Annotated in this window: 24 protein-coding genes and 1 pseudogene; 6 read left to right on the forward strand and 19 right to left on the reverse strand. The window is 39.4% G+C overall.

Annotated features, from left to right (window positions below; translation table 11 throughout):
- From RXV91_RS09790 to RXV91_RS09840, 11 genes are all read right to left on the reverse strand, one after another.
- Window positions 1-1,344, reverse strand: coding sequence for a 6-phospho-alpha-glucosidase (locus RXV91_RS09790; protein WP_316439712.1), 1,344 nt, complete (start codon window positions 1,342-1,344; stop codon window positions 1-3).
- A gap of 790 nt (window positions 1,345-2,134) precedes the next feature.
- Window positions 2,135-2,560: an IS3 family transposase gene (locus RXV91_RS09795; RefSeq protein ID WP_316439713.1), complete on the reverse strand. Its 426-nt coding sequence runs from the start codon at window positions 2,558-2,560 to the stop codon at window positions 2,135-2,137.
- Window positions 2,561-2,802: 242 nt separating this feature from the next.
- Window positions 2,803-3,099 (reverse strand): helix-turn-helix domain-containing protein, encoded by a 297-nt coding sequence (locus RXV91_RS09800; RefSeq protein WP_316439714.1) that lies wholly within the window; start codon window positions 3,097-3,099, stop codon window positions 2,803-2,805.
- A 109-nt stretch (window positions 3,100-3,208) separates the two neighbouring features.
- Window positions 3,209-4,195 carry a LacI family DNA-binding transcriptional regulator gene (locus RXV91_RS09805; RefSeq protein WP_316439715.1) on the reverse strand — a complete coding sequence of 329 codons (987 nt, stop codon included), beginning with the start codon at window positions 4,193-4,195 and terminating at the stop codon, window positions 3,209-3,211.
- Between the two features lie 122 nt (window positions 4,196-4,317).
- Complete coding sequence (locus RXV91_RS09810; protein WP_316439716.1) at window positions 4,318-4,968, reverse strand: bifunctional 2-keto-4-hydroxyglutarate aldolase/2-keto-3-deoxy-6-phosphogluconate aldolase; 651 nt, start codon at window positions 4,966-4,968, stop codon at window positions 4,318-4,320.
- Window positions 4,969-4,979: 11 nt separating this feature from the next.
- On the reverse strand, window positions 4,980-5,522 hold the full coding sequence (hxlB, locus tag RXV91_RS09815; protein WP_275091324.1) for a 6-phospho-3-hexuloisomerase: 543 nt from the start codon (window positions 5,520-5,522) through the stop codon (window positions 4,980-4,982).
- Window positions 5,519-6,142, reverse strand: a complete 624-nt coding sequence (locus tag RXV91_RS09820; RefSeq protein WP_275091325.1) for an orotidine 5'-phosphate decarboxylase / HUMPS family protein — start codon at window positions 6,140-6,142, stop codon at window positions 5,519-5,521. Before RXV91_RS09820 ends, hxlB begins: the two co-directional genes overlap by 4 nt.
- On the reverse strand, window positions 6,142-7,104 hold the full coding sequence (locus RXV91_RS09825) for a sugar kinase (RefSeq protein WP_316439717.1): 963 nt from the start codon (window positions 7,102-7,104) through the stop codon (window positions 6,142-6,144). Before RXV91_RS09825 ends, RXV91_RS09820 begins: the two co-directional genes overlap by 1 nt.
- A 35-nt stretch (window positions 7,105-7,139) precedes the next feature.
- The gene (locus RXV91_RS09830) at window positions 7,140-8,432 is read right to left on the reverse strand and encodes a gluconate:proton symporter (protein ID WP_316439718.1); all 1,293 of its coding nucleotides are present in this window, start codon (window positions 8,430-8,432) and stop codon (window positions 7,140-7,142) included.
- A gap of 3 nt (window positions 8,433-8,435) precedes the next feature.
- Complete coding sequence (locus RXV91_RS09835; protein ID WP_316439719.1) at window positions 8,436-9,185, reverse strand: sugar phosphate isomerase/epimerase; 750 nt, start codon at window positions 9,183-9,185, stop codon at window positions 8,436-8,438.
- Window positions 9,186-9,214: 29 nt separating this feature from the next.
- Complete coding sequence (locus tag RXV91_RS09840) at window positions 9,215-9,472, reverse strand: hypothetical protein (protein ID WP_316439720.1); 258 nt, start codon at window positions 9,470-9,472, stop codon at window positions 9,215-9,217.
- A gap of 544 nt (window positions 9,473-10,016) precedes the next feature.
- On the opposite strand from RXV91_RS09840, the gene RXV91_RS09845 reads away from it, so the two are divergent.
- Window positions 10,017-11,192, forward strand: coding sequence for an IS110 family transposase (locus RXV91_RS09845; RefSeq protein WP_316439721.1), 1,176 nt, complete (start codon window positions 10,017-10,019; stop codon window positions 11,190-11,192).
- Between the two features lie 270 nt (window positions 11,193-11,462).
- On the opposite strand, the gene RXV91_RS09850 is transcribed toward RXV91_RS09845, so the two are convergent.
- From RXV91_RS09850 to iolG (RXV91_RS09870), 5 genes are all read right to left on the reverse strand, one after another.
- The gene (locus RXV91_RS09850; RefSeq protein WP_316439722.1) at window positions 11,463-12,875 is read right to left on the reverse strand and encodes a sugar porter family MFS transporter; all 1,413 of its coding nucleotides are present in this window, start codon (window positions 12,873-12,875) and stop codon (window positions 11,463-11,465) included.
- A gap of 39 nt (window positions 12,876-12,914) precedes the next feature.
- A complete protein-coding gene (locus RXV91_RS09855) occupies window positions 12,915-13,079 on the reverse strand; it encodes a Gfo/Idh/MocA family oxidoreductase (protein ID WP_396426765.1) in 165 nt (54 codons plus the stop codon).
- Window positions 13,080-14,132 (reverse strand): Gfo/Idh/MocA family protein, encoded by a 1,053-nt coding sequence (locus RXV91_RS09860; RefSeq protein ID WP_011102248.1) that lies wholly within the window; start codon window positions 14,130-14,132, stop codon window positions 13,080-13,082.
- A gap of 71 nt (window positions 14,133-14,203) precedes the next feature.
- Window positions 14,204-15,106: a myo-inosose-2 dehydratase gene (gene iolE, locus RXV91_RS09865; RefSeq protein WP_316439725.1), complete on the reverse strand. Its 903-nt coding sequence runs from the start codon at window positions 15,104-15,106 to the stop codon at window positions 14,204-14,206.
- A 22-nt stretch (window positions 15,107-15,128) separates the two neighbouring features.
- Complete coding sequence (iolG, locus tag RXV91_RS09870; RefSeq protein WP_316439726.1) at window positions 15,129-16,157, reverse strand: inositol 2-dehydrogenase; 1,029 nt, start codon at window positions 16,155-16,157, stop codon at window positions 15,129-15,131.
- Window positions 16,158-16,492: 335 nt separating this feature from the next.
- On the opposite strand from iolG (RXV91_RS09870), the gene RXV91_RS09875 reads away from it, so the two are divergent.
- From RXV91_RS09875 to rihA, 5 genes are all read left to right on the forward strand, one after another.
- The gene (locus RXV91_RS09875) at window positions 16,493-17,962 is read left to right on the forward strand and encodes a sugar porter family MFS transporter (protein ID WP_316439727.1); all 1,470 of its coding nucleotides are present in this window, start codon (window positions 16,493-16,495) and stop codon (window positions 17,960-17,962) included.
- A 43-nt stretch (window positions 17,963-18,005) separates the two neighbouring features.
- Window positions 18,006-19,031, forward strand: coding sequence for an inositol 2-dehydrogenase (gene iolG, locus RXV91_RS09880; protein ID WP_316439728.1), 1,026 nt, complete (start codon window positions 18,006-18,008; stop codon window positions 19,029-19,031).
- 23 nt (window positions 19,032-19,054) lie between these two features.
- Window positions 19,055-19,519: a heme-degrading domain-containing protein gene (locus RXV91_RS09885; RefSeq protein ID WP_316439729.1), complete on the forward strand. Its 465-nt coding sequence runs from the start codon at window positions 19,055-19,057 to the stop codon at window positions 19,517-19,519.
- 18 nt (window positions 19,520-19,537) lie between these two features.
- Complete coding sequence (locus RXV91_RS09890) at window positions 19,538-20,470, forward strand: NADP-dependent oxidoreductase (RefSeq protein WP_316439730.1); 933 nt, start codon at window positions 19,538-19,540, stop codon at window positions 20,468-20,470.
- Window positions 20,471-20,794: 324 nt separating this feature from the next.
- Window positions 20,795-21,730: a pyrimidine-specific ribonucleoside hydrolase RihA gene (gene rihA, locus RXV91_RS09895; RefSeq protein WP_316439731.1), complete on the forward strand. Its 936-nt coding sequence runs from the start codon at window positions 20,795-20,797 to the stop codon at window positions 21,728-21,730.
- A gap of 149 nt (window positions 21,731-21,879) precedes the next feature.
- On the opposite strand, the gene RXV91_RS09900 is transcribed toward rihA, so the two are convergent.
- The 3 genes and pseudogenes from RXV91_RS09900 to RXV91_RS09910 form a co-directional block, all read right to left on the reverse strand.
- Window positions 21,880-22,605, reverse strand: coding sequence for an IS3 family transposase (locus tag RXV91_RS09900; RefSeq protein WP_316439732.1), 726 nt, complete (start codon window positions 22,603-22,605; stop codon window positions 21,880-21,882).
- A gap of 166 nt (window positions 22,606-22,771) precedes the next feature.
- Window positions 22,772-23,794: pseudogene (locus tag RXV91_RS09905) on the reverse strand (IS30 family transposase).
- 258 nt (window positions 23,795-24,052) lie between these two features.
- Window positions 24,053-24,220 (reverse strand): transposase (locus tag RXV91_RS09910; protein WP_396426766.1); only part of this gene is annotated, 168 nt, incomplete at its 5' end.

Consider the following 24,220-nt stretch of genomic DNA (forward strand, 5'->3'; position numbering starts at 1 on the left):
TTATTTAAGTTCTGGCCAGTAGTCCTTATTTGCAACGATCATATCATCCAAAATATCTTTTGCGATACCTGCATCAGGGACAATCTTGCACAGGCTAAATGCTTGCCATAATTTCGTATAAGACTTTTCTAGTAAGGCATCAACAGCTAATTTTTCAACACTATTTTGTTCCGTAATCATACCTGTTTGATACGTCGCTGCCTTTCCCATTGCCAAACGTTCTGGTCCATTTGCCCCGAACAGAACTGGAACTTCAACCATTGCAGTTGGATCAATGTTAGAAATTGCTCCTTCGTTGGGAATAATAGCTAACATCCGTTGCTTCGTGTCATAGGCGATTGCAGTACACAAATCAACAATGTAGGTTGAATGGTCATCCGGTTTAAAACCAGTGTCCTTTGCAGTTCCATTCTTAACAATTCGCGCGCATTCCCCGAAAACTAATTTTTGACGATGAGCTTCAACTTCATCCGTACGAGTCCAATTTGGATCTGAATGGTCAACAACCCATGATGGGTACATGTAGTACTTCAAGTAAGTGTTCGGCAACGTAGTCGGGTCTAATGCATAAACATCAGCAGCCTTTTTGAAGGTCTGTTCCCAACTTTCTTCGGTGCCTTCATCATACTTACCGCCAATCCAATAGCCGTCCTTGGCAACATACTTCTTTAATTGTGGCATTAAGTCGTTACCTTGCTTGTCTCGTACATCAGTCCACCAGCCAAAATGATTTAACCCATAATAACGGAAGACAAGTTCGTTACGATCCTTTAATCCAACAATTTCAGCCATCCGATCCATGATGCCGATTGGCATGTCACAGATATTAATAATTCTAGAATTTGGACGTAAACGGCGAGTTGCTTCAGCAACAATTGCTGCTGGATTTGAATAGTTCAACATCCAAGCATTTGGTGAATATTTTTCCATGTAATCAACTAGTTCAATTACTCCTGGAATTGACCGAAGACCATATGCAATTCCCCCAGGCCCAGTAGTTTCTTGACCAACTACACCATGTTTTAATGGGATTTTTTCATCTTGGCTACGCATTGCATACTTACCAACTCGAATTTGTGCCATCACGAAGTCAACATCCGTAAAAGCCTCAGCAGGATTGGTTGTTGCTTCAAACTCAATTTCTGGTGCACGTTCTTTAACAAGGATTGCCGTTGCATCCGCAATCTTCTTTTGACGTTCAGCATCATTATCGTAAAATTTTAATTTACGGAGTGGGAACTTATCAAGTCCATCCAATAAGGTAAGAACAATTCCAGGAGTGTAAGTGCTACCACCACCAGCAATTAAAACTGAAAATTTACGATCATCTTTAGCGAGAGTCATAATAACATCCTCCAAACGTTGTTGTAGCCTTAATTAAAGCGCTTTCATCAATTGATTGAATTTATTATTACATGCATACTCATGATTCGCAATACAGTTAGCCCACTTAGAAAGACATTTCAGTATAAAGGAAAAATTTCACTCGTTGAAAAACCTTTCATCATTATTGTTTAATTCGTTAATAGCATTGATTGATAGGCTTTTGTTCATTATAAACTGATTAAAGCCCACTCAAATCATTGTTGTAAAATTATGCATATGATTACTATTAACTAAATATCTATCTTTTTTAATGACTATACCAATTCAGGCTTGGTAATAGATTGTTAATTGTTTACCAAAGAAACGATAAACACGTATACTCTCAAACACTTCATAATAGTTCAAGCCGGTGAAACAGTACTTTCTGATAACTGGGTTTATGATATTTGGTATTAATGGGTAAAAACCTCAATACTATTTTTATGTATGGCAAATTGTCAAAAAAGAGATAGCTGCCAGTAATTCTGAAGTGAACCCCAATAATAGTTGGAGTGAATTTCAATGATTATTATGAACCGTACCGGCTTTTAAAATATGGAAAAAGCTTTCGGCCGATGCGTTGTCCAAACATGTGACCTTTCGACTCATACTTTGAAATACTTTCGCGTATTTAAGCAAGTTGGTGTATCGCTTATTTTGATACTGAAATCCTTGATCTGAATGGATTGTCATTCGATATGATAGTTCCGAACGATTTTCAATCAGGCGTTCTAATGGCTTTGTAACGAATTCAACGGTTGGACTGAGACTAAAAGTTCCATTCCAAGACTTCACTGCTGTAAAGATCCACGTAACCGGTAAAATAGGCCCGTTCTTTAGTTGTCTGCTGACCCCAGCGCATTTCTGTCACGTCGGTAACGACCTTTTGAAAGGATAGGTCTGTTTTGAATCGACGATTGATTGAATTTGGGGTGATTTTACCCACATTGCCATGGTAAGAGTTATATTTTGCTGTTCGTCGATCAAACACATGACATAGTAGACCATTCGCCTTCATAATTCTCAAAACGGCTTTATGATTCACGATCTTACCCTGGCGACACAGTTTCAAAGTTACAGTTCGATACCCATAGTCTGGGTTAGTCTGCCGAATCTTACGGATATCTTCAACGAGGTCGGTTGAAAGCTGTTGATAGTTTCGTTTTAAAGCGTCGTGATAGCTACTACTAGACATTTGAGCGGCCTTTAGTGCCACCACTAGTTTAATTCTTAATTCTTGTCTTAGCCCAGTAATTATTTGGGCTTTCTCTTGGTTTGAGATTTTTTCTGTACTAAGACTTCGAGTTTTCCCAAGTAAGTCACCCGTGCTCGTAAGATCTCGTTCTCATCTTGAAGCTGCTTAAGGGTCTTAGGTATTGATTTATTTGTCATGTTTGAAGACCATCTTTTCCTAGGATTAAGGCAACCGGAAATTAATTACTTCTCCCAATCCCAAACAGCTACAGGGTTCTTAATTTTGAAACGTTTAGCCGTTACGGGATAAGAAGCTTGTTGCTCCTGACGCCATTTGATTACCTTGATTTTAAAGGAATAGTCATAGCTTGTCTTCTTTGATGAATTCATCAAGTCTTGAATCTCAAACAGTTTAAAGCGTTCATACCAATGGTAGATGATCGCTGGGCCCTTAATATGATAAGCTTTCATGAGTTTTGAGATTGAAACGCCTTGTACGAATTTGGTTAATATTTCTTGTTTAATTTCATATGGAAACATAGTAAAACCCCCTGAGTTTGGATTTAATCCAACTCAGGGGATTCACTTTAAAGCGCTGACGTTGACACTAAACTTATATATAACGGTCTTTTTTGAAACTAATAGTTACCTATCCAAACTTCGCTGGTACTACAATCACATCATCGCTTTGTATAGTTTCCTTAGCCAAAGAATCAACCATAACTTCAGCCGCACTTGCTCCCAACAAAAAAGGGTTCTGTGAGATTAACTTCATCCTAGGTTCTAAACGTCTTGACATAGCCGTATCCGCAAACCCCGTAGCGGTTGCTTTAACATTATCTATATAGCCTTGTAAAACTAAATTTGGAACAAACTCAAGCAACCATCGTTCTTTAAGAGCAAAGATCACTGTTCGATTATTTGATTTTGTCAATAATTTAATTAGTTGTTCATGAATATCTTTATGATTGTAGGATGATTCTGAAACCTCCAAAACATCCACATCATTAGCAGCTGCTAATATTCCTCGATAGCGTTCTCGCCGATTGGTTGCTGCTGATAAGTTAGAGGTTAGTACAATAAAATGTGCAAAACCGTGTTCAACAAAATAAGTTGTCGCCTCTCTTGCTGCATCAAAATTATTTGTAACTACCTGTGGCCAGGGTGCCTGAGGGGTTTCCCGATCCACAATAACAATCGGAACTTCTCTTCTCATAATGTTATTAATAGTTGTTATCGTGCTAAAGGGTTGGATGATCAAGCCATCAAACGTATGGCTGTTAACTGCACTAATTAACTTCTTTTCTCTTTGAAAATCTGAATCTGAATCTAACATGGTTCCAATATACCCATTGCTCTCAAGAATCGAACTCACACCCTTAAACAACTCGGTAGAGAAATAATCATCTGTATTAGCCACAATTAACGCGATTAGTTTACTTGATTTAGTCGTCATTTGTCGTGCCGCTGAATTTGGTACATATTTTAATTTATCTATAGCAACTTTAACACGCCCTGCAGTGGCCTCAGACATTCTATTAAGATTCCCATTAAGAAACCGCGATACAGTTGCCGTAGAAACATGCGCTAGTGCCGCTACATCCTTAATGTTAGCCGAATGTTTATCATTTTGCATTACCCTTACATCCCTAACATATAATTTATTACCTAATGTATTCTATCAAAAAATCACTCGCTGCGCACCGTTGCTTATCAGCAACAATAACATACGAGTGATTTTTAATATTTATTACTTAACTATCCTTTAATTCGACGAATTTCTGCACGATATTTTTGTGCATTTTTAATAACAGTATCGTAGTCACCATCACTTGCAGCACCGGTCAAATTACTTCCTGCACCCAGCACTGCAGCTCCCTTAGCAAACCATTCTTGCATATTCTCAAGATTAACACCACCGGTAATCATAAAATTAGCCTGCGGGAATGGACCATGAAGAGCCGACACCATTCCTTGCCCAACAACTGAGCCTGGAAACACCTTAATTACATCTGCCCCATAGCTTAAAGCGTCTTGAACATCATTTGGTGTCATACACCCAGGTACATAAGGGATCGCATATAAATTACATAGTTTAGCAACTTCTGAATTAAACGATGGGCTCACAATAAATTGTGCACCTGCAATTATGGCAATACGTGCTGTCGCTTGATCCAGCACTGTTCCTGCCCCAATTACAACTTCCGAGTCATTGTGATATTTTTCAGTTAACTCACCAATAATCTGATCTGCATGAGGGGCAGTAAAAGTTAGTTCAATTGCTTTAACCCCCCCTTCAATACAGGCTTCCGCTGTTTTGTAAGCTTCGTCCTTAGTAGCTCCTCGAACCACTGAAACAACGCCCGAATTAACAACTTTATTTAGATACTCTAGCTTTTGTAATGTCAACTTCTCATCCCCTATTCCATATTACTGTGTGTTGCTTTTGCCGAATCATTTGAAATATGATCTCTTCGACTAAGCTGTAAACACAATACATCCAGCGTCAAGTGCACACTTTGATCAAACAATGTGCTAAGTAATTGAATCGATTTAACTCCATCGCCGCTCTTGGTAGCTCCCGGAACAACAATTGTCGCATCACCTAATTTTCCTAGTGGCGATTCGCCGTTACTTGTAACAGCAACAACCCGAACACTGTCTTGTTTTGCCTTCTCAGTCAGTTCTAAAACACTCCCCGTCTTACCAGAGCCAGAGACAGAGACTAAAACATCCCCAGCTTGAATCGACGGCGTAATAGTTTCTCCAATCACAAAAACAGTATAGCCAATGTGCATTAAACGCATTGCAAAACCTTTAGCCATTAAACCAGAACGGCCAGCACCAAGAATGAAAATTCGTTTATCCTTAGTAATCAATGCTTCTGCCTGAGCAATCTGTTCAGATTTAACCTTTGCCATCACTGTACTAACTTCTTTTACTACTTCATCAATCAAAGTCATTGTATTGCCTCCATAAATTTTTTTGCAGCCATCAGTGGATCATTTGCCCCACTTATTTTACCACCAACGATAATAACCTCTGCAATCCCTTGATGCGACAATGCTTTCGCCTGATCAATATCTATTCCACCCGCCACTGCAATATGCTTGACTTGTGGAAACCGTTCATGAAAACGCGCAACAGTACCAACAGCGTCAAAACCAGCACCTGAATCCTTAGAGTGATGAAGCCCAAAAATTGCATGCTTTAAATCAGTAAGCTGAGCAATTCGCTGATCGTCAACTTCTAATAAATCAATTAAGATTTGTTTCTTTTGCCGCATTGTCTCACCATAAACCTGTTCAAGCGTTGCTCGAGAACTAGCAGCCATTGCTGTCAAAATATCCGCCTCAGTTTTGAAACCTTGCGTAAATTCATACATACCTTCATCATTAGTTTTTAAATCTAATAGTAGTTGTGCATGTTGAAGATTGATTGCTGTTTTTTGTAACTCAATTAGTCCATAATCTTTTACCAACGATGTACCAAATTCGAGAACATCAACAACTGGATCTAGTTGTTTTGCTAGTGTAAGTGCACTATCCAACGTAACACGATCAATTGCAGCTTGTAATTTCATTAATCCTCAGAAACTCCTTCTTTTGCATAGAATGCCGCCAGACCATCATGATCCGGATAACCATCATTATCCCCCAAAGTCTGTACTTGTAAAGCACCCACAGCATTTCCACGCAAAGCAGCACTTCTCATCGATTTGCCTTCCAAAAGCGCTGTGATAACACCTAGTGCAAAGCCATCGCCCGCACCAACAGTATCGACAACCTTTTCGACTTTAAAGCCTTTAACCACGTAGCTTTCGCCATCTTTATTCTTAACAAACGCGCCTTCAGGCCCAATCTTAACAATTACTGTCTTAGTACGTTTACCTTTCAAATAAAAGTCTGCAACAGTCTCTGGGTCATCAGAGCCCATCAGTATCTTTCCTTCTTCAATACCCGGTAGGACAATATCAGCATATCCAGCAAGTTCATTAATCGTTTTGATCATATACTCTTTGCTTTTCCAAAGTGTCGGTCGTAAATTAGGATCAAACGTGGTTGGAATATTAGCATCATTTAACCGTTGATACAACTTTCTAAAACTGGCTTCTGCAGTATCAGAAATAGCTGGAAAAATACCCGACATATGTGCAAATTTCACATCATCCAAGTTAACTTTATCAATTACTTTAGATGACAAATGTGACGCCGCAGAATTTTTTCTAAAATTGAAAGTTGCTGGATCACCCTTAGTTACTAATGCTTTCAGCTGGTGACCAGTGAAGTAGTCTGAATCACTGGAAATATAGTCAGTACCAACATTATGACTATTAATGGTTTTAATAACATACTCACCAAAAGGATCCTCGCCAACTCGAGAAATATATTGAGTAGAGTGCCCTAGGCGTTGAACACCGATGGCAACATTTAATTCCGCCCCTCCCATAATCTTATGCCACTTTTCAACATCTACTAATGGGATATCTGGTTCGCTAGATGCAAAGGTCGTTAATGGTTCGCCGATAGTAATAACTTCACTCATATTAATAATCTCCTTTTTCTATCTTCTGTGCTTTGTTAACCAAAGAATTTGAATACTAAAAACTCGTTTATGATTGATACAATCCACATTACTGGAACTCCGTATTTTAGGAAGTCCTTAGATTGCACTTTCATATAATCTAATCCCCAAACATTCCATGATTGGGTAATATCTACAGAAACTGCCATTAATGTTGGTACATATAATAGCGGTAACAAGAAAATATCGGAAAACAGTCCTGTTCCAGAGAGCACTGCAGCCGTAGCAGCTCCGGCTCCCCAAACATGCAATGGACCACGGAATAATGCTAATGGCGCTAAAACACCTAATGCAATAGCTAAAATTAAGTGACTACTTGGCAAAATGGCTTCGAAAATAGGTTTGAAACGGGCAGCATTTAACGAAGCTGCTCCAGTAAACATTGCCAATGACATCAAAAACATCACCAAACCAGCAATATCAGCAATAGCATGTTTAACAGTCTCATTCATGAAGTTAACAAAGTGTTTATAATTCTTCATATTGCCTGTCAACAATGCACCTAGTAGGGTTGCTAAAGTCAGTGCAGGAACGGCATCCCAATGGAATAGCATATTCATTAACACAGGCACAATCGGAATAACAAATGCGATTTTAGGAACAGATTTAACTTCTTTATCATCACCCATCCCAGCTCCAATTGTGTTCAAATTTTCTGCTGCTTGACTAGGATTAATCTTCTTACGGACAATAAATAAGAACAAAATAACAGCTAACAATTGTACTGCCATAGCGATAATTCCAAAGTGTAAGTATGATGCATTATAAGCTGCCTTTGGAAAAAACACCTTAATTTGATTATACAATACAACGTTAATATACATTGGTGCACCGATAGCCATGGAAAAGGCTACTAATGCAATATCCCGCGGCACACCAACAGATAACATAATCGGTAAAAGAATAACACCGATAGCAATAACTGAGCCAACCCCATAGGCTGAAACGAAGATAAATGCTGTAACAATTAAAACTAAAACAGCGGCAAGTAATGGTTTCTTACGGCCAACTTTATTGGTAGTCTCCGAAATAGCGGGAGCAATCCCTGAATCCACTAAAACTCTACCAAACCATGAACCAAATACAATGTAAATTATTGTAGGTCCGTAATTTGTAGCAGGCTCAGCAAAAATCTTCTGGATAGCTGTACTGAAAGGTACCATCCCAATAATGGCCCATAGAATTGCCATCACAAAAAAACCAATCATCAAGTTTCCACCTTTAAGAATGTAACCGATAAAAAGTGCAAACGTAACTAATAAAAGTATTGCAATTATCGTTGAATTCATACTTTATGCACCTACCTCATTTTTAAAAAGTTGAATTTGGTTACTGATTTTTTCATCACTATCCATCGGATATTCTAATGCATAAGACTGGTCAGACGGCAAAATGTTAATTAAATCACGCCAGTCGAAGATACCGGTATCCAAATCATCGGGGGTCCCCAACTTTCCATTATCTACTGTAGTGTTCTTCAAATGAATATAGTGTGTATATGGTGCAAGTTCCTTGGCAGCAGCTACAGCATCACCACCTGTAAATGCCCAATTACCAAGGTCATAAACATACCCTAATCCTGTCAACCCCGCTTTATGTGCAGCGTCTAGGAACGTTTTAATAGCTACAACAGTACCTGAAACCTGCGTTTGATCATTTTCAACATTTAATTGAATTTCATTTAACGGTAAATTACTAAATGCCGTTTTCAAATCACCAGTAAACTTATCAAAGTGCCCAATATTAAATTTTATTTTTTCCAGCCCTAAAATCTGACCTTCTTTAAAGTAATCTCCTAGCTTAGGATTTAAACTGCCATTATCTTCAAACAAAACATCTGGAACACTATAATTAACAATTAAATTATGCTCTGTAGCACGTTTCGCTACTTCTGGTAGTTCGCTTTCAAAGTCTTTAAAATACTCGCGGCGAACTTCAATACCATCTGCACCCAATGCAGCTACGCGATCAACTAAATCCTCTTGTTTTGCACCGTTTTGTACGTCTGCTTCAAAAATCCAAGTATTTAAAATAAGTGTCATAATTAATTTCCTCCAAAAATTATTGATTTCTAGTATTTATTCATGTTTTGTACACGTTTCATTAATTCAGGAAAAGTCATATCTTCAAAATGAACATCCGTTTTGCTATTAAAATTAGTCTTCTCAGTGGCATTAAAATCTTCTACAAGATACAAAGCAGTCAAATAATTAAGTAAATACTGCTTAGCTTCTTTCACAACATCATCTTTTTCGCCTATTGGTGAAGCCACAGCACTTGCAAACCCCTCTGCAAATCTTTTGGGATCAATCAATGTTCGATCTGTCATTAAATATTCCTCCTTTTTATGTAAGCCCTTTCAACAATTACATGGTAACCGATTACCTAAATAAAATCAACCCTATTAAAAAATTTGTTAAAATTGTTTAAAACGCTTTTGTATAAGCAATATAGATAATACAGCTTATGTTAAAAGTTTTTAGGTTATCGGTTTCATTTTTTGCTTGATATCAAAATCAATTTAAAGTTAATTATTTCACTATGTTTATAAGTTTTACACTTAAACCCTGCAAACTTGGCCCATAACGTCCAATATTTATATTTTTGCCTATTCAGCACAAAAAACTATCTGAGGGTGCCGCTTCGCTCTACCCTCGTAATCATGATATGAAACAACCGCCTTCTCAGTTATAATGACTGCGAAGGCGGTTTCGTGTTCATCGTGTGCTTATTGGTGCTCGCTTTAGCCCGTACAAAAAACCGATGGCTTTCAGTTCATGAGATTAATCAATTGCCGTTTCGTACACGTAAATAAAATTTCAACCCTCAATGACTGAAGGTACTGTTTTCAAGATTATTAGGAGGTGAGTTTTATGGAAATCGTTGCTGAAAGTGTTGCTGGCATTGATGTCCGCCAAAAGCAAATCATGGTTCCAGTTCTAGTGGGTTTAGCTAACACCAAACCCAAGAAAATCTCGAAGCGCTTTGAAACCATTACTGGTCGGCTTAAAAATTGTGGTGAGTGGCTTAAAGAACACCATGTTGAACAAGTTTTAATGGAAAGCACCGGTCAGTATTGGCGACCGGTTTGGCAAATTTTAGAGTCTTTCGGCTTCAAGATGATTTTATGTAACCCGCGGATTGTCAAAAATATTCCGGGTAAAAAAACTGATCAGAAGGATTCTGAATGGCTATCCGAATTGGCGCGTTATGGCCTGGTTTCGGCCAGTTTTGTGCCCCCAAAATCAATCCAAGCACTACGTGAATCAATTAGATTACGTAAAAAGATTACCCAATCTATGACCGCAACCAAAAATGAAGTGCATAATCTTTTACAACGCTCAAATATTAAATTAACGACCTATATTTCCGATATTTTTAACGGAACTGGACTTAAACTGCTGAAGTTACTCATAGATGGTGAAGTCATCACTTTACAGGCCATCACAAAATGTCGCCACACCCGCATAAAGGCTAGTGTTGAACAATTATTTGCTGCGATCGATGGCATTCTGACACACAACGATCGGAGATTGTTGGGCTTGAATATGGAACTACTCGCTGATTTTAGGCGGGTATTGGCTGAACTGGATGCTCAAATTGATGAACAAATTATGGAATTTAATGATTTGTATCTTCGCCTACAAGACATTCCTGGTATCAGTCAACGGATTGCTCAGATAATCATTGCCGAAGTTGGTTCAGATGTAAGTCCATTTCCAGATGCTCATCATTTAGCTTCTTGGGCCGGTCTCTGTCCGGAGAATTATGAATCTGCTGGTATCAAACATGGTGCTCATATCTTACATGGCAATGTTTATCTCAAATCAGCCATGGTAAGCGCGGCGCTTACCGCCAAACAGTCCAAGGAAACCGGTTTAAAAGACTACTTTTGGCGATTGCACGGTCGCATGACCGCGCAAAAAGCGCTAGTCGCACTGGCTCATAAATTATTACGAATTATCTACGTCATGATTGATGAAGGCACCACTTATGTAGACTATAAAAAGGACCAACGCAAGGCAATTACGTTGATCCCACAAACTTAAATACTAGCTAGTAGCTTTAGTATTTAAGTTTTTTTCAACACTTTCGAGTGCTTTAGATTAGTGCGCTCAAAAATTATTTTGTTTCAAATAAAAGCATCTCTGAAAATTTCCAGAAATGCTTCAACCACTTTTACTGATAAAGGGTATACTCCTACCAAGGTAGACAAGCTTTAATTATTTGCTTGTCTACCTTGGTAGGAGTATACCCTCGTGGCCTTTTTGTTCCAGTTTTTTAGGTGTTGCACTTAGATTTTAAATCCGGCAAAATAATCATTTATCATACTTAGTCCGGAAGTATTTTTCAATTTCTTCTAGCGGTACGCCTTTCGTCTCAGGTACTCGTAACGCAACAAAGATAATACCTAATACACAGCACACAGCAAAAATATAAAACGTATTCGACATATTCCATTCCAATAATACCGGGGATAACAGACCAACAATAAAATTACCGATCCATAATACAAAGATTGTAATACCAGTACCAATTCCACGATATCTTTGTGGGAAAATCTCTGAATTAATCAGCCAGGTGACGGGGCCTAATGTACCCTGGAAGAAAATAATATAAAGATAAACTAAAACAACAATCGTAATGCCAGCCCAGCTAGCATTAGGCGCAACAGTATGGATAACACCAGCAGAAACCAGCGTAATACCACAAATTGTTAGGCCTGCAAACTCTAATTTTCTTCTACCTAACCAATCAATCGTGAACATTCCTAAGACAGCTCCAACAATCGACAAGAATCCATTACCGGCATTTAATATTGCCGCGACAGTTGTATCAAATCCAGATTCTTGAATGATTTTACCACCATAATACATAATAGAATTAATTCCGGCAAATTGTTGAATGATACCCAACATTGCACCAGTAATCAGAATTTGTACAACCCAGCGTTTACTAATTAGCTCCTTAAACGTTGCTTGTTCAGCATTTAGTTCCTTATCGGCCTTATCCTTATCCTGAATCTCCTTCATTTCAGATTCCACACTGGCAGCCGAACGAATTCTCCGTAACACACCCAATGCCTTATCCATCTTTCCCTGCGAAACCAACCATCTTGGTGATTCTGGGATAAGGTACATTCCGATCCAAAGGATAATGCCAGGAATAGTTCCTAATCCTAACATCCAGCGCCAAATTGCAGCATTTTGAGCACCCAATGGCGTTAGAGCAGCATTAACACCAAAAGCAACAAATTGGCCAGAAACAATCATAACTTGCGCAGTTGTTACCATTTTCCCTCGTAATTCGGTTGGTGCAATTTCGGCAATATATACTGGTACATTAGCCGATGCAGAGCCTACCGCTAAACCTAAAACAAACCGAAATACGATTAAAATATTAATGTTTGTGGCAAATGCACATCCTAGGGCACCGACTGAAAAGATAATACCTAAGATAGTTAAAATCTTTTTTCGCCCAATTTTGTCTGCAAATGGTCCGCCAATAATCGCACCAAAAGCGGCCCCAAGAGTCAATCCTGAAGAAACAATTCCTTGTTGAAATGCAGTTAAATCAAGTTGTCCTTTTACCGCCATAAACTCAAGAGATCCATTAACGATCCCTGTGTCATACCCAAAGAGTAACGACCCCATTGCGGCTATGAATGTCGCCAACCAGAGGAAACCTGTGTGCGAGTTGCTCTTTTTGTTTGTACTTTCGCTAACGTACATTATGGTACCTTCTTTCTAACCAGGCCATCATCCATCCTTCTATAGCTGAATATCAACTAGTTTTCCTACATTCGCAGACTGTTGACAAGCCTTGGCAATCTTCAATGCTTTGATACCGTCATCTACCGTTACTTCAGGTTGCTTTCCCACAATAACATTATTCACAAAATCCTGAACCTCATCAGTGAATGCAGTGTCACCCAGTTACTCTGAGACTTTCTCACTTTCCGTATAAAATGCTGGTGTTGATGGGAAGTCTAAGTCTTGTTTGGCACCATCTTCGGCAAGTGATTTCAAGGCAGCATCTGCAGTCACAGCAGCGATGTATCCATCCCAAGCAGATGGACCTACTGGTGATTCATTTTGCGATACATGATTAATAAAATCTCGGAATTCAATATCGTATGCACTTTCAAATCGAGCTTTCCAATCCGTTAAAATTGCCGTACTGTATTGCGCATTCAAGCGGGTCGCCACCTGTGGAACTGTTGGCAATTCAAGAACGCCTTCTTCACCAATAACATCGCATTTAATATCATAACCATATTGGCAGCGGACAAAAACTTCATTGATAATGTTGATGCCAGATTTAGTCTCAATCATTACAATTTGTGGATCTTGAATTTTTGCGTTTTGAACATGCCGGGTTTGCTTTGGACTGAAGACACGGATATTGGCATAATCATCGTTAACTAACCAATGGTCGATATCAATTTCATGGATTGCAGTTTCAATAATGGAACGTGATGAATCATATTCCTCAGGTTGTGTTTGATTGTAGTGACGCTGATCCATCATCAATGGCTTTCCAATGACACCATCATCAATCATTTTCTTCATCTGGACATATTCTGGTGCGTAGTGACGCATAAAACCAACTTGCAACATCCGACGCCCAAGTTTCTTTTCAGAATCAATAATATCCATGCATTGTTTAGCATCAAGTGCTAAAGGCTTTTCACAGAACGTAAACTTACCAGCCTTCAGTGCAGCCATAACAATTTCGTAATGGGCCTCATTATTCGCCGTACATACGACCACTTCGACATTAGGATCATTGACAAGATCATGATAATCTTCGTATGTTGTTGCGGTTAACCCTTGTTGGTCCAATGCTTTTTGTGCTTTGCCAGGTACGATATCACATACAGCAGTGACATCGACATTAGCCACAGTTTTGGTTAGTCGATGTAAATGGTCAGATCCAATAAATCCAATACCAACAATACCTACTTTAGTTACATGTGCTTCAGCCATAATAATAATCTCCTCTTCATTTTTGATTAAATATCATCTAAGTAAATGCTAGATATCAGCGTTTAACTGTGCTAATTTTCAATTAAATGCTGTTTGATATATCGATGTGCGATTTGTGCCATTTCCAAGGGATTGGCTTTTGATGGATCCTGCTCAGCTTCAACAACAATCCAACCTTTGTAGTTATTAGCAATCAACTTGTCATAGACAGGTTTGAAGTCCAAATCACCATCGCCAGGAACTGTAAACATCCCATTCAAGAAGGACCCTTGGAATGTTAGTCCTTTTGCACGACATTCTTCTTCTTTTGATCGCCGAACATCTTTAAAGTGAACATGGACAACTCGGTCAATATGCGCATTAAGTAATGCCATATAGTCACCATCTGATACTGCAATATGGCCGGTATCATAAAGTAATCCAACTAACTTTGGATCAGTATTCGCCATCAATCGGTCTGTCTCCTTTTTGGTTTGAATACCAGTCCCCATATGATGATGATATGCAACCTTCAGCCCATATTTGGCGGCAATCTCACCATAATGATTGAGGCCTTTGCAGACTTCATCCCATTCTTTATCTGTAAAGTATGGTTTATCCTTAAAAATATTGGCCGTATCTGAACGTTGGATGGTATACGTTTGCTCTGAAACCACCGCTACTGGAGCGTTAATCGCTTTCAAATACTGACAATGCTTCTCAAAAGCTTCACTCGCCTTTTCAATACCATCTCGAATAATATAGCTGCTAAACCATTGCCCAGCAATCTCAAGATTACGCAATTTTAATTCATAATTTAATTTTTCTGGCCCTGGGAAGAACCCGCCTACTTCGGTCCCTTGAAATCCAGCCACTACAATATCACTCAATAATTGTTGTAGATTATTGTCTTTTCCAATCGAAGGGATATCATCATTTCGCCAACCGATTGGTGCAATTCCCCATTTAATATCTTTTTCTGCTTTTGAACTCATATCCATAACCTCCTAGTAAAGTTTAAATATCTGCTACAGTTGCTGGCTGCCCAGTTTCTAATGATTTTTTAGCTGCCTGAGCTAATCGAATCGCCTTAATACCATCCTCAAACGTACACTCGATTTCGTGATTCCCGCGAACAGCATCCAAGAACGATTCGATTTCATCTCTATAGGCGTCAATATACCGTTGAAGGAAGAAAAACATTGGCTTATCACCGCTAACATCCTTTTCTCCAGCATATGTCGTTGTACTATCAACAACATTATCGGCGTGTGCCATGCCTTTCGATCCAAATAGCTCTATTCGTTGATCATATCCATAGACCGCTTGCCGACTATTATCAATAACCCCCATCATGCCATTTTTAAAAGATAAATTAATGATGGCAGTATCAATATCACCAGCACTTCCAATTTTAGGATCTACTAATACGTTCCCAGTAACATAGACTTGATCAACTTCGGCATCTGTAATGTACCGTGCCATATCAAAATCATGAATGGTCATATCCATGAAAATACCACCTGAATGATTGATATAGTCCAACGATGGTGGCTCAGGATCACGTGAGGTAATCTTTAAAATTTGTTCATCACCGATGTCTCCATTGATACGATGATCTACGATTCGGCGAAAGTTTTTATCAAATCGTCGATTAAACCCAACTTCAAATTTCACACCGCAGCGCTTAACTGTATCAAGCGCTTTCAAAATATCGTGATCATCAAATCCAACGGGTTTCTCACAGAAAATATCTTTTCCCGCTTCGGCAGCCTCCATTGTGATCTGTGGATGTAGATCGGTGGGGACACAAATTAATACAGCCTCTACTTCTGAATCAGCTAAAACGTCATGATAATCTGTAACAATGTGTCCAGCCGCCTTGTATTTGGTTGCCCATTCTGTGGCTGCAACTAAATCACAAATATATTTGACTGTGACATTAGGAATACGCATTAAATTTTTATAATGTACATTGCCAATTCGGCCCATACCGATAATACCGATTGTGATATTTTGGCTTGTGATTTTTGTGCTTTTATCCATATTGACGCCCCTTTATATTAGCATTCTTTAAGTGAGCAAACGCTTGTGAAATTAATACAATTTTGTCTAAAATTGTATTAATTAATAGCAATTCTCACCTTTGTGTTCGCTTAAAGAATACTCACTATTAAAGGGATTGTCAACCACATTTTTTCAAAAATTCAAAAATAAAAAAGCGCTTTCTTTAAAAGCGTTGACATTCACAATCCATAGTGAAATAATAGCAAATGAATTCAAATCATCACTTGTTCAGTAATTAACTTTGAAATTTATCGTTAGCTGATTCTATTTAATTTATTCATCATAGTATCTTATCTAGCACTGGAGGGACTCGTATGTCTGTTGAAAAGAGTATTTCATCTGATCATGTACCGCTATCAGATCCAACTTTAAATACCATTAATCGAAATGCCAGGCGTAATCTGAATCATATTGCATTTATTTCAACACTCGGTGGGTTATTATTCGGGGTTGATACCGGTGTCATTAACGGTGCAATCGGATATATGGCGACCCCCGCGGAATTAAACCTCTCGCCTAATAATGAAGGACTAGTCACGAGTGGCATCACTCTTGGTGCTGCATTCGGTGCAGTCTTCGCAGGACACCTCTCAGACCGAATTGGTCGAAAACGACTTTTAAAGTACCTAGCCTTGCTTTTCTTTATTTGCACATTAGCTTGTTCTCTTGCGCCGAACGCACTGTTTATGATCATTTCCCGGGTCCTACTCGGGCTAGCTGTGGGTGGTGCCTCCGTTATAGTGCCAACATATCTATCAGAAATATCCACCCCTGAAATAAGAGGACGTCTAGTAACACAAAACGAGTTAATGATTGTTACCGGACAACTATTAGCCTTTATCGTAAATGCTATTTTAGGTAACTGGTTTGGCCATATTTCTAATATTTGGCGTTATATGATTGGCTTTGGCATGATTCCAGCTGTTGCACTCTTCTTCGGTATGATGGTTGTACCAGAATCACCGCGGTGGCTAGTAATGGTCAATCAGCTTGATAATGCCTTTGATTCTCTGAGGAAAATCCGCTCCCATCCCGAAACATGTAACGAAGAAATCACCCAGATTCAGGATACCTTGAATCAAGAAAGCGAGATTAAGCAGGCCACTTTCAAGGACCTATCAACACCATGGATTCGACGCCTGGTCTTTATTGGAATCGGTCTTGGCGTAATGCAGCAATTTATTGGCATTAATATCATGATGTATTACGGAACAACAATCCTGACGAATTCCGGATTCGCACATAATGCCGCTCTAATTGCAAATATAGGTAATGGTCTAGTGTCGGTTATCGCTACTTTTATCGGCATGTCAATTATGAATCGCGTGAATAGACGAAGCATGCTAATCGCTGGTATTATCGGCACTACCACTTCACTTATCTTAATCGTTGGTGTCTCTGCATTTCTTAGCCAGAGCCCGCTGTTACCAATACTTGTCGTTCTTTGCACCATGATGTTTTTGGGGTTTTTCCAAGGTTTTATCTCACCATTAGTTTGGCTCTTACTCTCTGAAATATTTCCACAGAACCTACGTGGACTGGGAATGGGTGTCTCGACCTTTTTCCTGTGGTTTGCAAACTTTCTCGTGGGCTATTTTTTTCCAATACTGTTAAGTGCAGTCGGCATGACATGGACATTCTTGATCTTCGTATTTTTCAATATTCTGTCATTTATCTTCGCGTATAAATATGCACCTGAAACTCGTGGAAAATCACTTGAGTTGATCCAAATGGAGTTTAAATATGGTGATACCAGTGGGATCAACCCCGAAGATAAATATTAACTTGTGTATTAATTAATAAAAATATTAAAGGTGGTCTTTATTTATGAAAAAAGTACATGCAGGTATCATTGGATTAGGTCGCGCAGGACAAATGCATTTAAAAAATTTGATGACAATTCCAGAAATTGAAATTGAACAGGTTGCTGATGTCTTTATTGAAAACGTTTCAAGTCATTTAAATGACATCGGTATTACAAATCAAACTCGCGATTATCACGATATTTTAAACAATCCAAAAGTTGACACCGTTTTCATTTTCACTTCTACCAACACTCACGAAGAAATCGTAACTGCCGCTGCTAAAGCAGGAAAGAATATCTTTTGTGAGAAACCATTAAGCATGAATCTTGTAGAAGAAGCCAGCTTAAACGTTTTACGAGAAGTCAAAAAAGCCGGCGTTAAACTTCAAATTGGTTTCAATCGCCGGATGGATCCTCAATTTCGGAATATTTACGAAAATGTTCGTATGGGGAAGATTGGCACTCCCCAAGTAGTTAAGATTACTTCACGGGACCCGGATCTTTTACCTCATGATTTAATTCAACGAATTGGTGGTTTGTTGTTTGACTTTACAATGCATGATTTTGATATGGCTCGTTATATGATGAACAGCAACATTACTGAAGTTTACGCTAAGGGTGGCACCCTCATCGATCCAACATTAAAGGATATTGATGATATTGATACTCTTGCACTTGTTCTCCAGTTTGAAAACGGCACTTATGGATTAATCGATAATAGTCGGCGTGCAGTATACGGCTACGACCAACGTGTCGAAGTTTTCGGCTCTGAGGGGATGCTAAAAGCTGAAAACGTCAGCAACAGCACTGTTGAGTTATACAACAATAAGCATGAGGAGTTAGCAAAGCCATTACCAATCTTCAAACAACGCTATCATGAAGCTTATTTAGCCGAAATGCACGCCTTTGTTCGTGCAATTCTAGAAGATGAACCACTGGTTGCTCAGGGTCGCGATGTAATCATGGCACAGCGGGCCGCAATTGCAGCTAAAAAATCACTAGAAACTGGCCTGCCGCAAAAAGTTGACACTACTTATCCTTTAGATTAATTAAGATAGAAAGAGGTCATTTGATGATTGATCAGAACAAGATTATTGGACAAGAGAAAAATGCGTTGCTTACACACTTTAACTTGGATGACGTTGACAAATTAGTCATTAGCTTGAAAAAGGTCGGTCGAGAAAATTTCGATAAGGTTTGCATTCTGATCAAAATAAATAAACGGGTCGTTTTCTTCCACGCCGGAACCCAAACGACGAACGAGAACAACCTCTGGATCCACAAAAAGTCAAACGTTGTCGATAAATTTGATCACAGTTCTTTGCTTGAAAAAGCAATTTATGAAGAAAATCCTGACGAATTCTACATCAATAATGGATTAAGTCGATGTGACTATGCAATTGTCGGCGGTGGATTCCCAATCGGACTTGAAAGTACTGGGATAATCGGTAGCTTAATCGTATCTGGTCTAACCGATACGGAAGATCATGATCTTGCTTATCAAGCACTATTAGATATTCAATCTCAACAAAGCTAGGCTAGGAGGTAATCTTTTGTGAAAGCATTTGGCCTTAATCAATATGGTAATTCCAACGTTATGGAAGAACTAAATATCCCTATTCCAAAAATTAAGCCTGGAGAAGTATTGGTCAAAACAACTGCCTTTGCCATTAACGCATTTGATATTGCTGTCAGAAATGGACAATTTCGGAATAACGTGACGCTACTTTTTCCGACAATTTTAGGAACCGATGGCGTTGGTCGCATTGTTAAGCTGGGAGCAGGAGTTCATGATTATAGTATCGGCGACGACGTTTTAGCACGGCCAGGGATTGGAACATATGCCGAATACTTTAAAGTTTCAGTTGATCATCTTGGCTCACGTCCAAGCAATTATAGCCCTTATGAGGCTGCAGGACTCCCTCTATCTGGAATTACCGCATATAACACACTCGTCCACATAGCCCATGTTAAACAGGGGCAAACAGTCGTTATTCTGGGCTCTTCTGGTGGCGTTGGGTCAATGCTTGTTCAAATGGCACACGCTTTAGGATTATACGTTATTGGAACGGACGCCGAGTCGGCTCGAGAAACTGTTTTAAATCTTGGTGCTTCTGAATTTGGCGCGTATGATACCGAACGCGTCAGTTCCAAATTCAAAAGCATGGCCGACATTCTAATCGATGCTACTAATCTTGGCGCTTCAATTGCTGGAGTACAAATCGTTAAGCCTACTGGCACCTACGTCTCACTAACAACCTTGCCTAAGGACCGCACATTAAAACCAGACGTTATTTACAGACAAGTTATCTCTCGACGTGAATATCGCGATAGTGACGCATTCACCACCATTTCCTTAATGATTCGGAACAATCAGTTACATGTTCCGATTGATCTCTTGGAGTCTTTCACGCTTGACGGTATTCGTAAAGGACAGTTGGGTGTTGAAATTGGTAATCCCAATGGTAAAATAATTGTCACTTTGTAAATACATTTATTACGAACAAACATTGGAAGCATCCGGGTCATCCTAAATCAATTTATCATTTTTGATTTAGTAGACTTGGATGCTTTTTAGTTCTTCTAACGCAAACTGTGAAGTATATTAAATTAGTTGCAATACAACAACCATCGTAAAATTTTAAATCAATAACATTTAGCATAAAATGATTATTATATTATAATTATTAACGAGAGAAGCTGCAGATTATCTTTTTAATATGGTGAACTAACCTAGATATTTTTTTATTTCGCCTACGTTGAAAAGCGTTTTCGGTTTTCCTTTAGATAAAATAAATCGGAGTTGATAATTTTGGAAGATATTATTTTAGATTGTGATCCAGGACATGATGACGCTGTAGCCTTAATGATTGCCATTGCATCAAAGGACATTAACCTACTCGCCGTAACGACTTCAGCCGGGAATCAGCGTCATAGTCAAACATTACGCAACGCGATGTCACTTCTCACTTTAATGAAACGTCAAGATATTCCAGTTGCTTCAGGAAATACGAAGCCTTTAATGCGCTCCCTAATCTCCGGCGTTAGTATGCATGGTGTTACAGGGTTAGATGGTGCAGATTTACCATCCCCCGATTTCTTTTCTCAAGGAATACCAGCTATCGAGCTAATCGCTAAGATCCTCACTGAGCATCCACAGAAAGTCACCCTAGTTGTCACAGGGCCTTGCACAAATATCGCATTATTTCTATCTGTGCATCCTGAATTACGTTCTCGCATCAAGCAAATTGTTATTTTAGGCGGTGGTATGGGGCTAGGAAACTGGGGACCAACCACTGAGTTCAATATCCAAGTGGATCCAGAAGCTGCGAAAATTGTCTTAGATTCCGGAATACCGATTATTTTAGCACCGCTAAATGTCGCATTTGAAGCACAGCTACTTCCTAACGAAATCGAAAAAATTCATAACATTGATAATTCAGTAGCTCAGACAATTAGTGGCCTTATGGACTTCTATGGAATTTCATTTGGTCGTCACCGTTGGGGATTTAAAGGTCTCCCATTATACGACCCTTGTACAGTTGCCTGGCTCATCGATCCTTCGAAGTTTACAAGTAAACGTTGTAATGTTGAAGTAGAGACTAAAGGAGAGCTCACTACTGGGGAGACCATTATCGATTATTATCACATTACCAACCGTAAGCCCAACGCTGAAGTATTGTTTCATATTGATCGCCAATGGTTTGCCGATTTAACCATCGAAAGTATCAAGACCTTCGATTTCTAAACAATCGATAACAAACATTTGAATTTTAGCTTAGAAAACTTAGCTTCCACTTGTATTGTACTTGGTTAACTATTTATAATAAAATCATTTGTCAAATGTATCAGTCCCTGTCAAGTTGTCATTTAAAATAATATAAGTTTTGATTCATTTTAAACGGCCTTATTCCAGTATTCTACTGGGGTGAGGTCGTTTCCTGCTGGTGAACGGCCTAATTGATTAAAATAGGTGATGCCTTCTTCGACTAAAGCGACCAGCTCCTTATAGGTGGCCGGTCTGGCGCGCCGCTCTATCCAGCGTACCTTAAATTCATTCCACCAACGTTCCATTGGTGCGTTATCATATGGCGTTCCCGGCCGTGACATACTGCGTGTAACTTCATGCTGTATCAAAAACTGATTAAATGCTCTCGAAGTGTACGCTGAGCCTCTGTCAGTATGCACTAAGGGATGGACATCACCCGCGAAATTAACGGCTCGTTGAAAAATCTGAATCTCCGCATTTGAAGTTTTGCTCTCGCTTAACTTATGGGCAATTAAATGCCGACCATAAAGATCTAGCACGCCACTTAGACGCATTTTGTATTGGCCATTAACATCATAGACCAACTCAGTCGAATCGGCCAACCAGGCCTGATTTGGCCGACTGGCATTAAACTGTTGGTCTAAAACATTGTCTTGTAAATACTGTTCCTGTTGCTGGATGCGTGAACGTTTCTTCTGACGGACCTGACAACGGATTCCAAGCTTATTCATAATCCGTTTGACCTGCTTTAACGCCACTGATTCGGTGACTTCTGGATCTCGTCTAAGATTAGAGTTCTGGAACTCAGTAATTAGCACTAACTTTTCAACTGCTGAATATCTAGATCTTGGCATACGAAAATCCCTTTATGGTTGTCAGATGAATTATATTATTTCATCTGACAACCATAAAGGGATCATAACAAAGAGAGATTGCTTTGGGCTTTTTTAAATTTTTATTCGGACCCGAATTGTCAAATCAAGTGCAACACCGCCGACCTATTCCTAAACCGTGGTCTAGTTAATCAAAGTCTGGCAGAACATCCATAGCTGATTGGTAGCCAAGAATCTGTCGTGGCCGTTGATTTAAGACATTCTGGATAGCTTGAATTCCAGCGATAGTTAAGGATCGCATGGACCGGCCTTGGGGAATAAACTCCCGGATTAGTTGGTTCTGATTTTCATTGGCACCTCGTTCCCAGGGTGAGTATGGGTGCGCAAAATAGACCGTTGTACCAGTCACTTGGGACAGGTTTGCAAACTCCGAACCATTATCAAAGGTCACAGTTTTAAAGTGTTCAGACCCATAGTCATCGATAACGCTTTGAAGCGCTTGGCGACAAGTCTCGGCATGATAATTCGCAATTTTAACAATGATTTCATAGCGACTAGTTCGCTCGGTCAATGTCATGATGGCTGGCTCACTAGCGACCCGTTTGCCCTTGACCAAATCGCCTTCCCAATAACCGACTTCAGTCCGGTCGTTGGCGATGTTTGGACGGTCTTCAATGGATTGACCTAAAACATGCTTATTCATGCGGTTGTGAGGATTGCGGGATGATTTTACCCGCCGGCGCAATTTCATTGGCAGTTCACTGTTAGTTAATCCTAAGCGGCCGTCGTCAATGTCGCGATAGACCGTGGGCGTCGACGGACATGGTAATTCTGGTTGGCTCATTTTAAACCAGTGTACAAAGGAATCAACACTGTAAACGCGTGGTTTACGGCGCAACTCAATCACTAGTTGACGGAAGAATTCGGGTGCCTTTAACACCCAACTTACCGCATGACAGGCCGTACGATGGGTGTCATAGACCATCTGCGCGGTATCCACGAAGTACGCCTTAAAGGGTTTGTGATTAGCACCAATTTGACGACCGGTGCCACGCTTCAATTAACGACTGATCGTGCTAGGGTTGCGATGAAGTTCACGCGCAATTCGGCGGCAAGACCAGCCATCGGATTGACGGGCCATAATTAGGCCGCGTTCGTAAGATTGAAGTTGTTGGTAATGATTAGTAATGGTATTCTGGTTATGGGTCATGAAGACATCTCTTTCTTATCTTGTGGTGATTTAAGAATAGGTCTTCATGGCCTTTTGGGTCTAGTCTTTTATGTGTTGCACTTCAATTTTAAATCTGGGATTTTTATTCGGACTAATTATAGAATTTACCACCCCTTCATAAAATAAAAATTATCCCATACCAACATGATTGATTTCACATTAGTATGGGAGATTAATTAAGGGTTCTCTGTCAACTGTTGTTGGTAATATTTTTATGGGTGCTTAGCCGCGCAACGGCTAAGCACCTTTTTTCAATTTAAACATTAAATGTATCCGTAATCTGAAGTTATTGAAGTTGCCAAAACCATAGGCGGTGTGTTTTAAGACCTTGATTTTATTATTTGTCCCTTCCAAAGGCCCATTTGAGTATTGATATTTAAGGGCGTTCTCAATCGATGCTTGGCT

The sequence above is a fragment of the Lactiplantibacillus sp. DA1 genome (genome assembly GCF_032681335.1).
In the GTDB taxonomy this organism is placed as follows: domain Bacteria; phylum Bacillota; class Bacilli; order Lactobacillales; family Lactobacillaceae; genus Lactiplantibacillus.

Excerpts from the sequence above, each read along its gene's own strand:
- RXV91_RS09790 (WP_316439712.1), bottom strand. The coding sequence starts at position 1,344 with ATGACTCTCGCTAAAGATGATCGTAAATTTTCAGTTTTAATTGCTGGT.
- RXV91_RS09795 (WP_316439713.1), bottom strand. The coding sequence starts at position 2,560 with ATGTCTAGTAGTAGCTATCACGACGCTTTAAAACGAAACTATCAACAG.
- RXV91_RS09800 (WP_316439714.1), bottom strand. The coding sequence starts at position 3,099 with ATGTTTCCATATGAAATTAAACAAGAAATATTAACCAAATTCGTACAA.
- RXV91_RS09805 (WP_316439715.1), bottom strand. The coding sequence starts at position 4,195 with ATGCAAAATGATAAACATTCGGCTAACATTAAGGATGTAGCGGCACTA.
- hxlB (WP_275091324.1), bottom strand. The coding sequence starts at position 5,522 with ATGACTTTGATTGATGAAGTAGTAAAAGAAGTTAGTACAGTGATGGCA.
- RXV91_RS09820 (WP_275091325.1), bottom strand. The coding sequence starts at position 6,142 with ATGAAATTACAAGCTGCAATTGATCGTGTTACGTTGGATAGTGCACTT.
- RXV91_RS09825 (WP_316439717.1), bottom strand. The coding sequence starts at position 7,104 with ATGAGTGAAGTTATTACTATCGGCGAACCATTAACGACCTTTGCATCT.
- RXV91_RS09830 (WP_316439718.1), bottom strand. The coding sequence starts at position 8,432 with ATGAATTCAACGATAATTGCAATACTTTTATTAGTTACGTTTGCACTT.
- RXV91_RS09835 (WP_316439719.1), bottom strand. The coding sequence starts at position 9,185 with ATGACACTTATTTTAAATACTTGGATTTTTGAAGCAGACGTACAAAAC.
- RXV91_RS09840 (WP_316439720.1), bottom strand. The coding sequence starts at position 9,472 with ATGACAGATCGAACATTGATTGATCCCAAAAGATTTGCAGAGGGGTTT.
- RXV91_RS09845 (WP_316439721.1), top strand. The coding sequence starts at position 10,017 with ATGGAAATCGTTGCTGAAAGTGTTGCTGGCATTGATGTCCGCCAAAAG.
- RXV91_RS09850 (WP_316439722.1), bottom strand. The coding sequence starts at position 12,875 with ATGTACGTTAGCGAAAGTACAAACAAAAAGAGCAACTCGCACACAGGT.
- RXV91_RS09860 (WP_011102248.1), bottom strand. The coding sequence starts at position 14,132 with ATGGCTGAAGCACATGTAACTAAAGTAGGTATTGTTGGTATTGGATTT.
- iolE (WP_316439725.1), bottom strand. The coding sequence starts at position 15,106 with ATGAGTTCAAAAGCAGAAAAAGATATTAAATGGGGAATTGCACCAATC.
- iolG (WP_316439726.1), bottom strand. The coding sequence starts at position 16,157 with ATGGATAAAAGCACAAAAATCACAAGCCAAAATATCACAATCGGTATT.
- RXV91_RS09875 (WP_316439727.1), top strand. The coding sequence starts at position 16,493 with ATGTCTGTTGAAAAGAGTATTTCATCTGATCATGTACCGCTATCAGAT.
- iolG (WP_316439728.1), top strand. The coding sequence starts at position 18,006 with ATGAAAAAAGTACATGCAGGTATCATTGGATTAGGTCGCGCAGGACAA.
- RXV91_RS09885 (WP_316439729.1), top strand. The coding sequence starts at position 19,055 with ATGATTGATCAGAACAAGATTATTGGACAAGAGAAAAATGCGTTGCTT.
- RXV91_RS09900 (WP_316439732.1), bottom strand. The coding sequence starts at position 22,605 with ATGCCAAGATCTAGATATTCAGCAGTTGAAAAGTTAGTGCTAATTACT.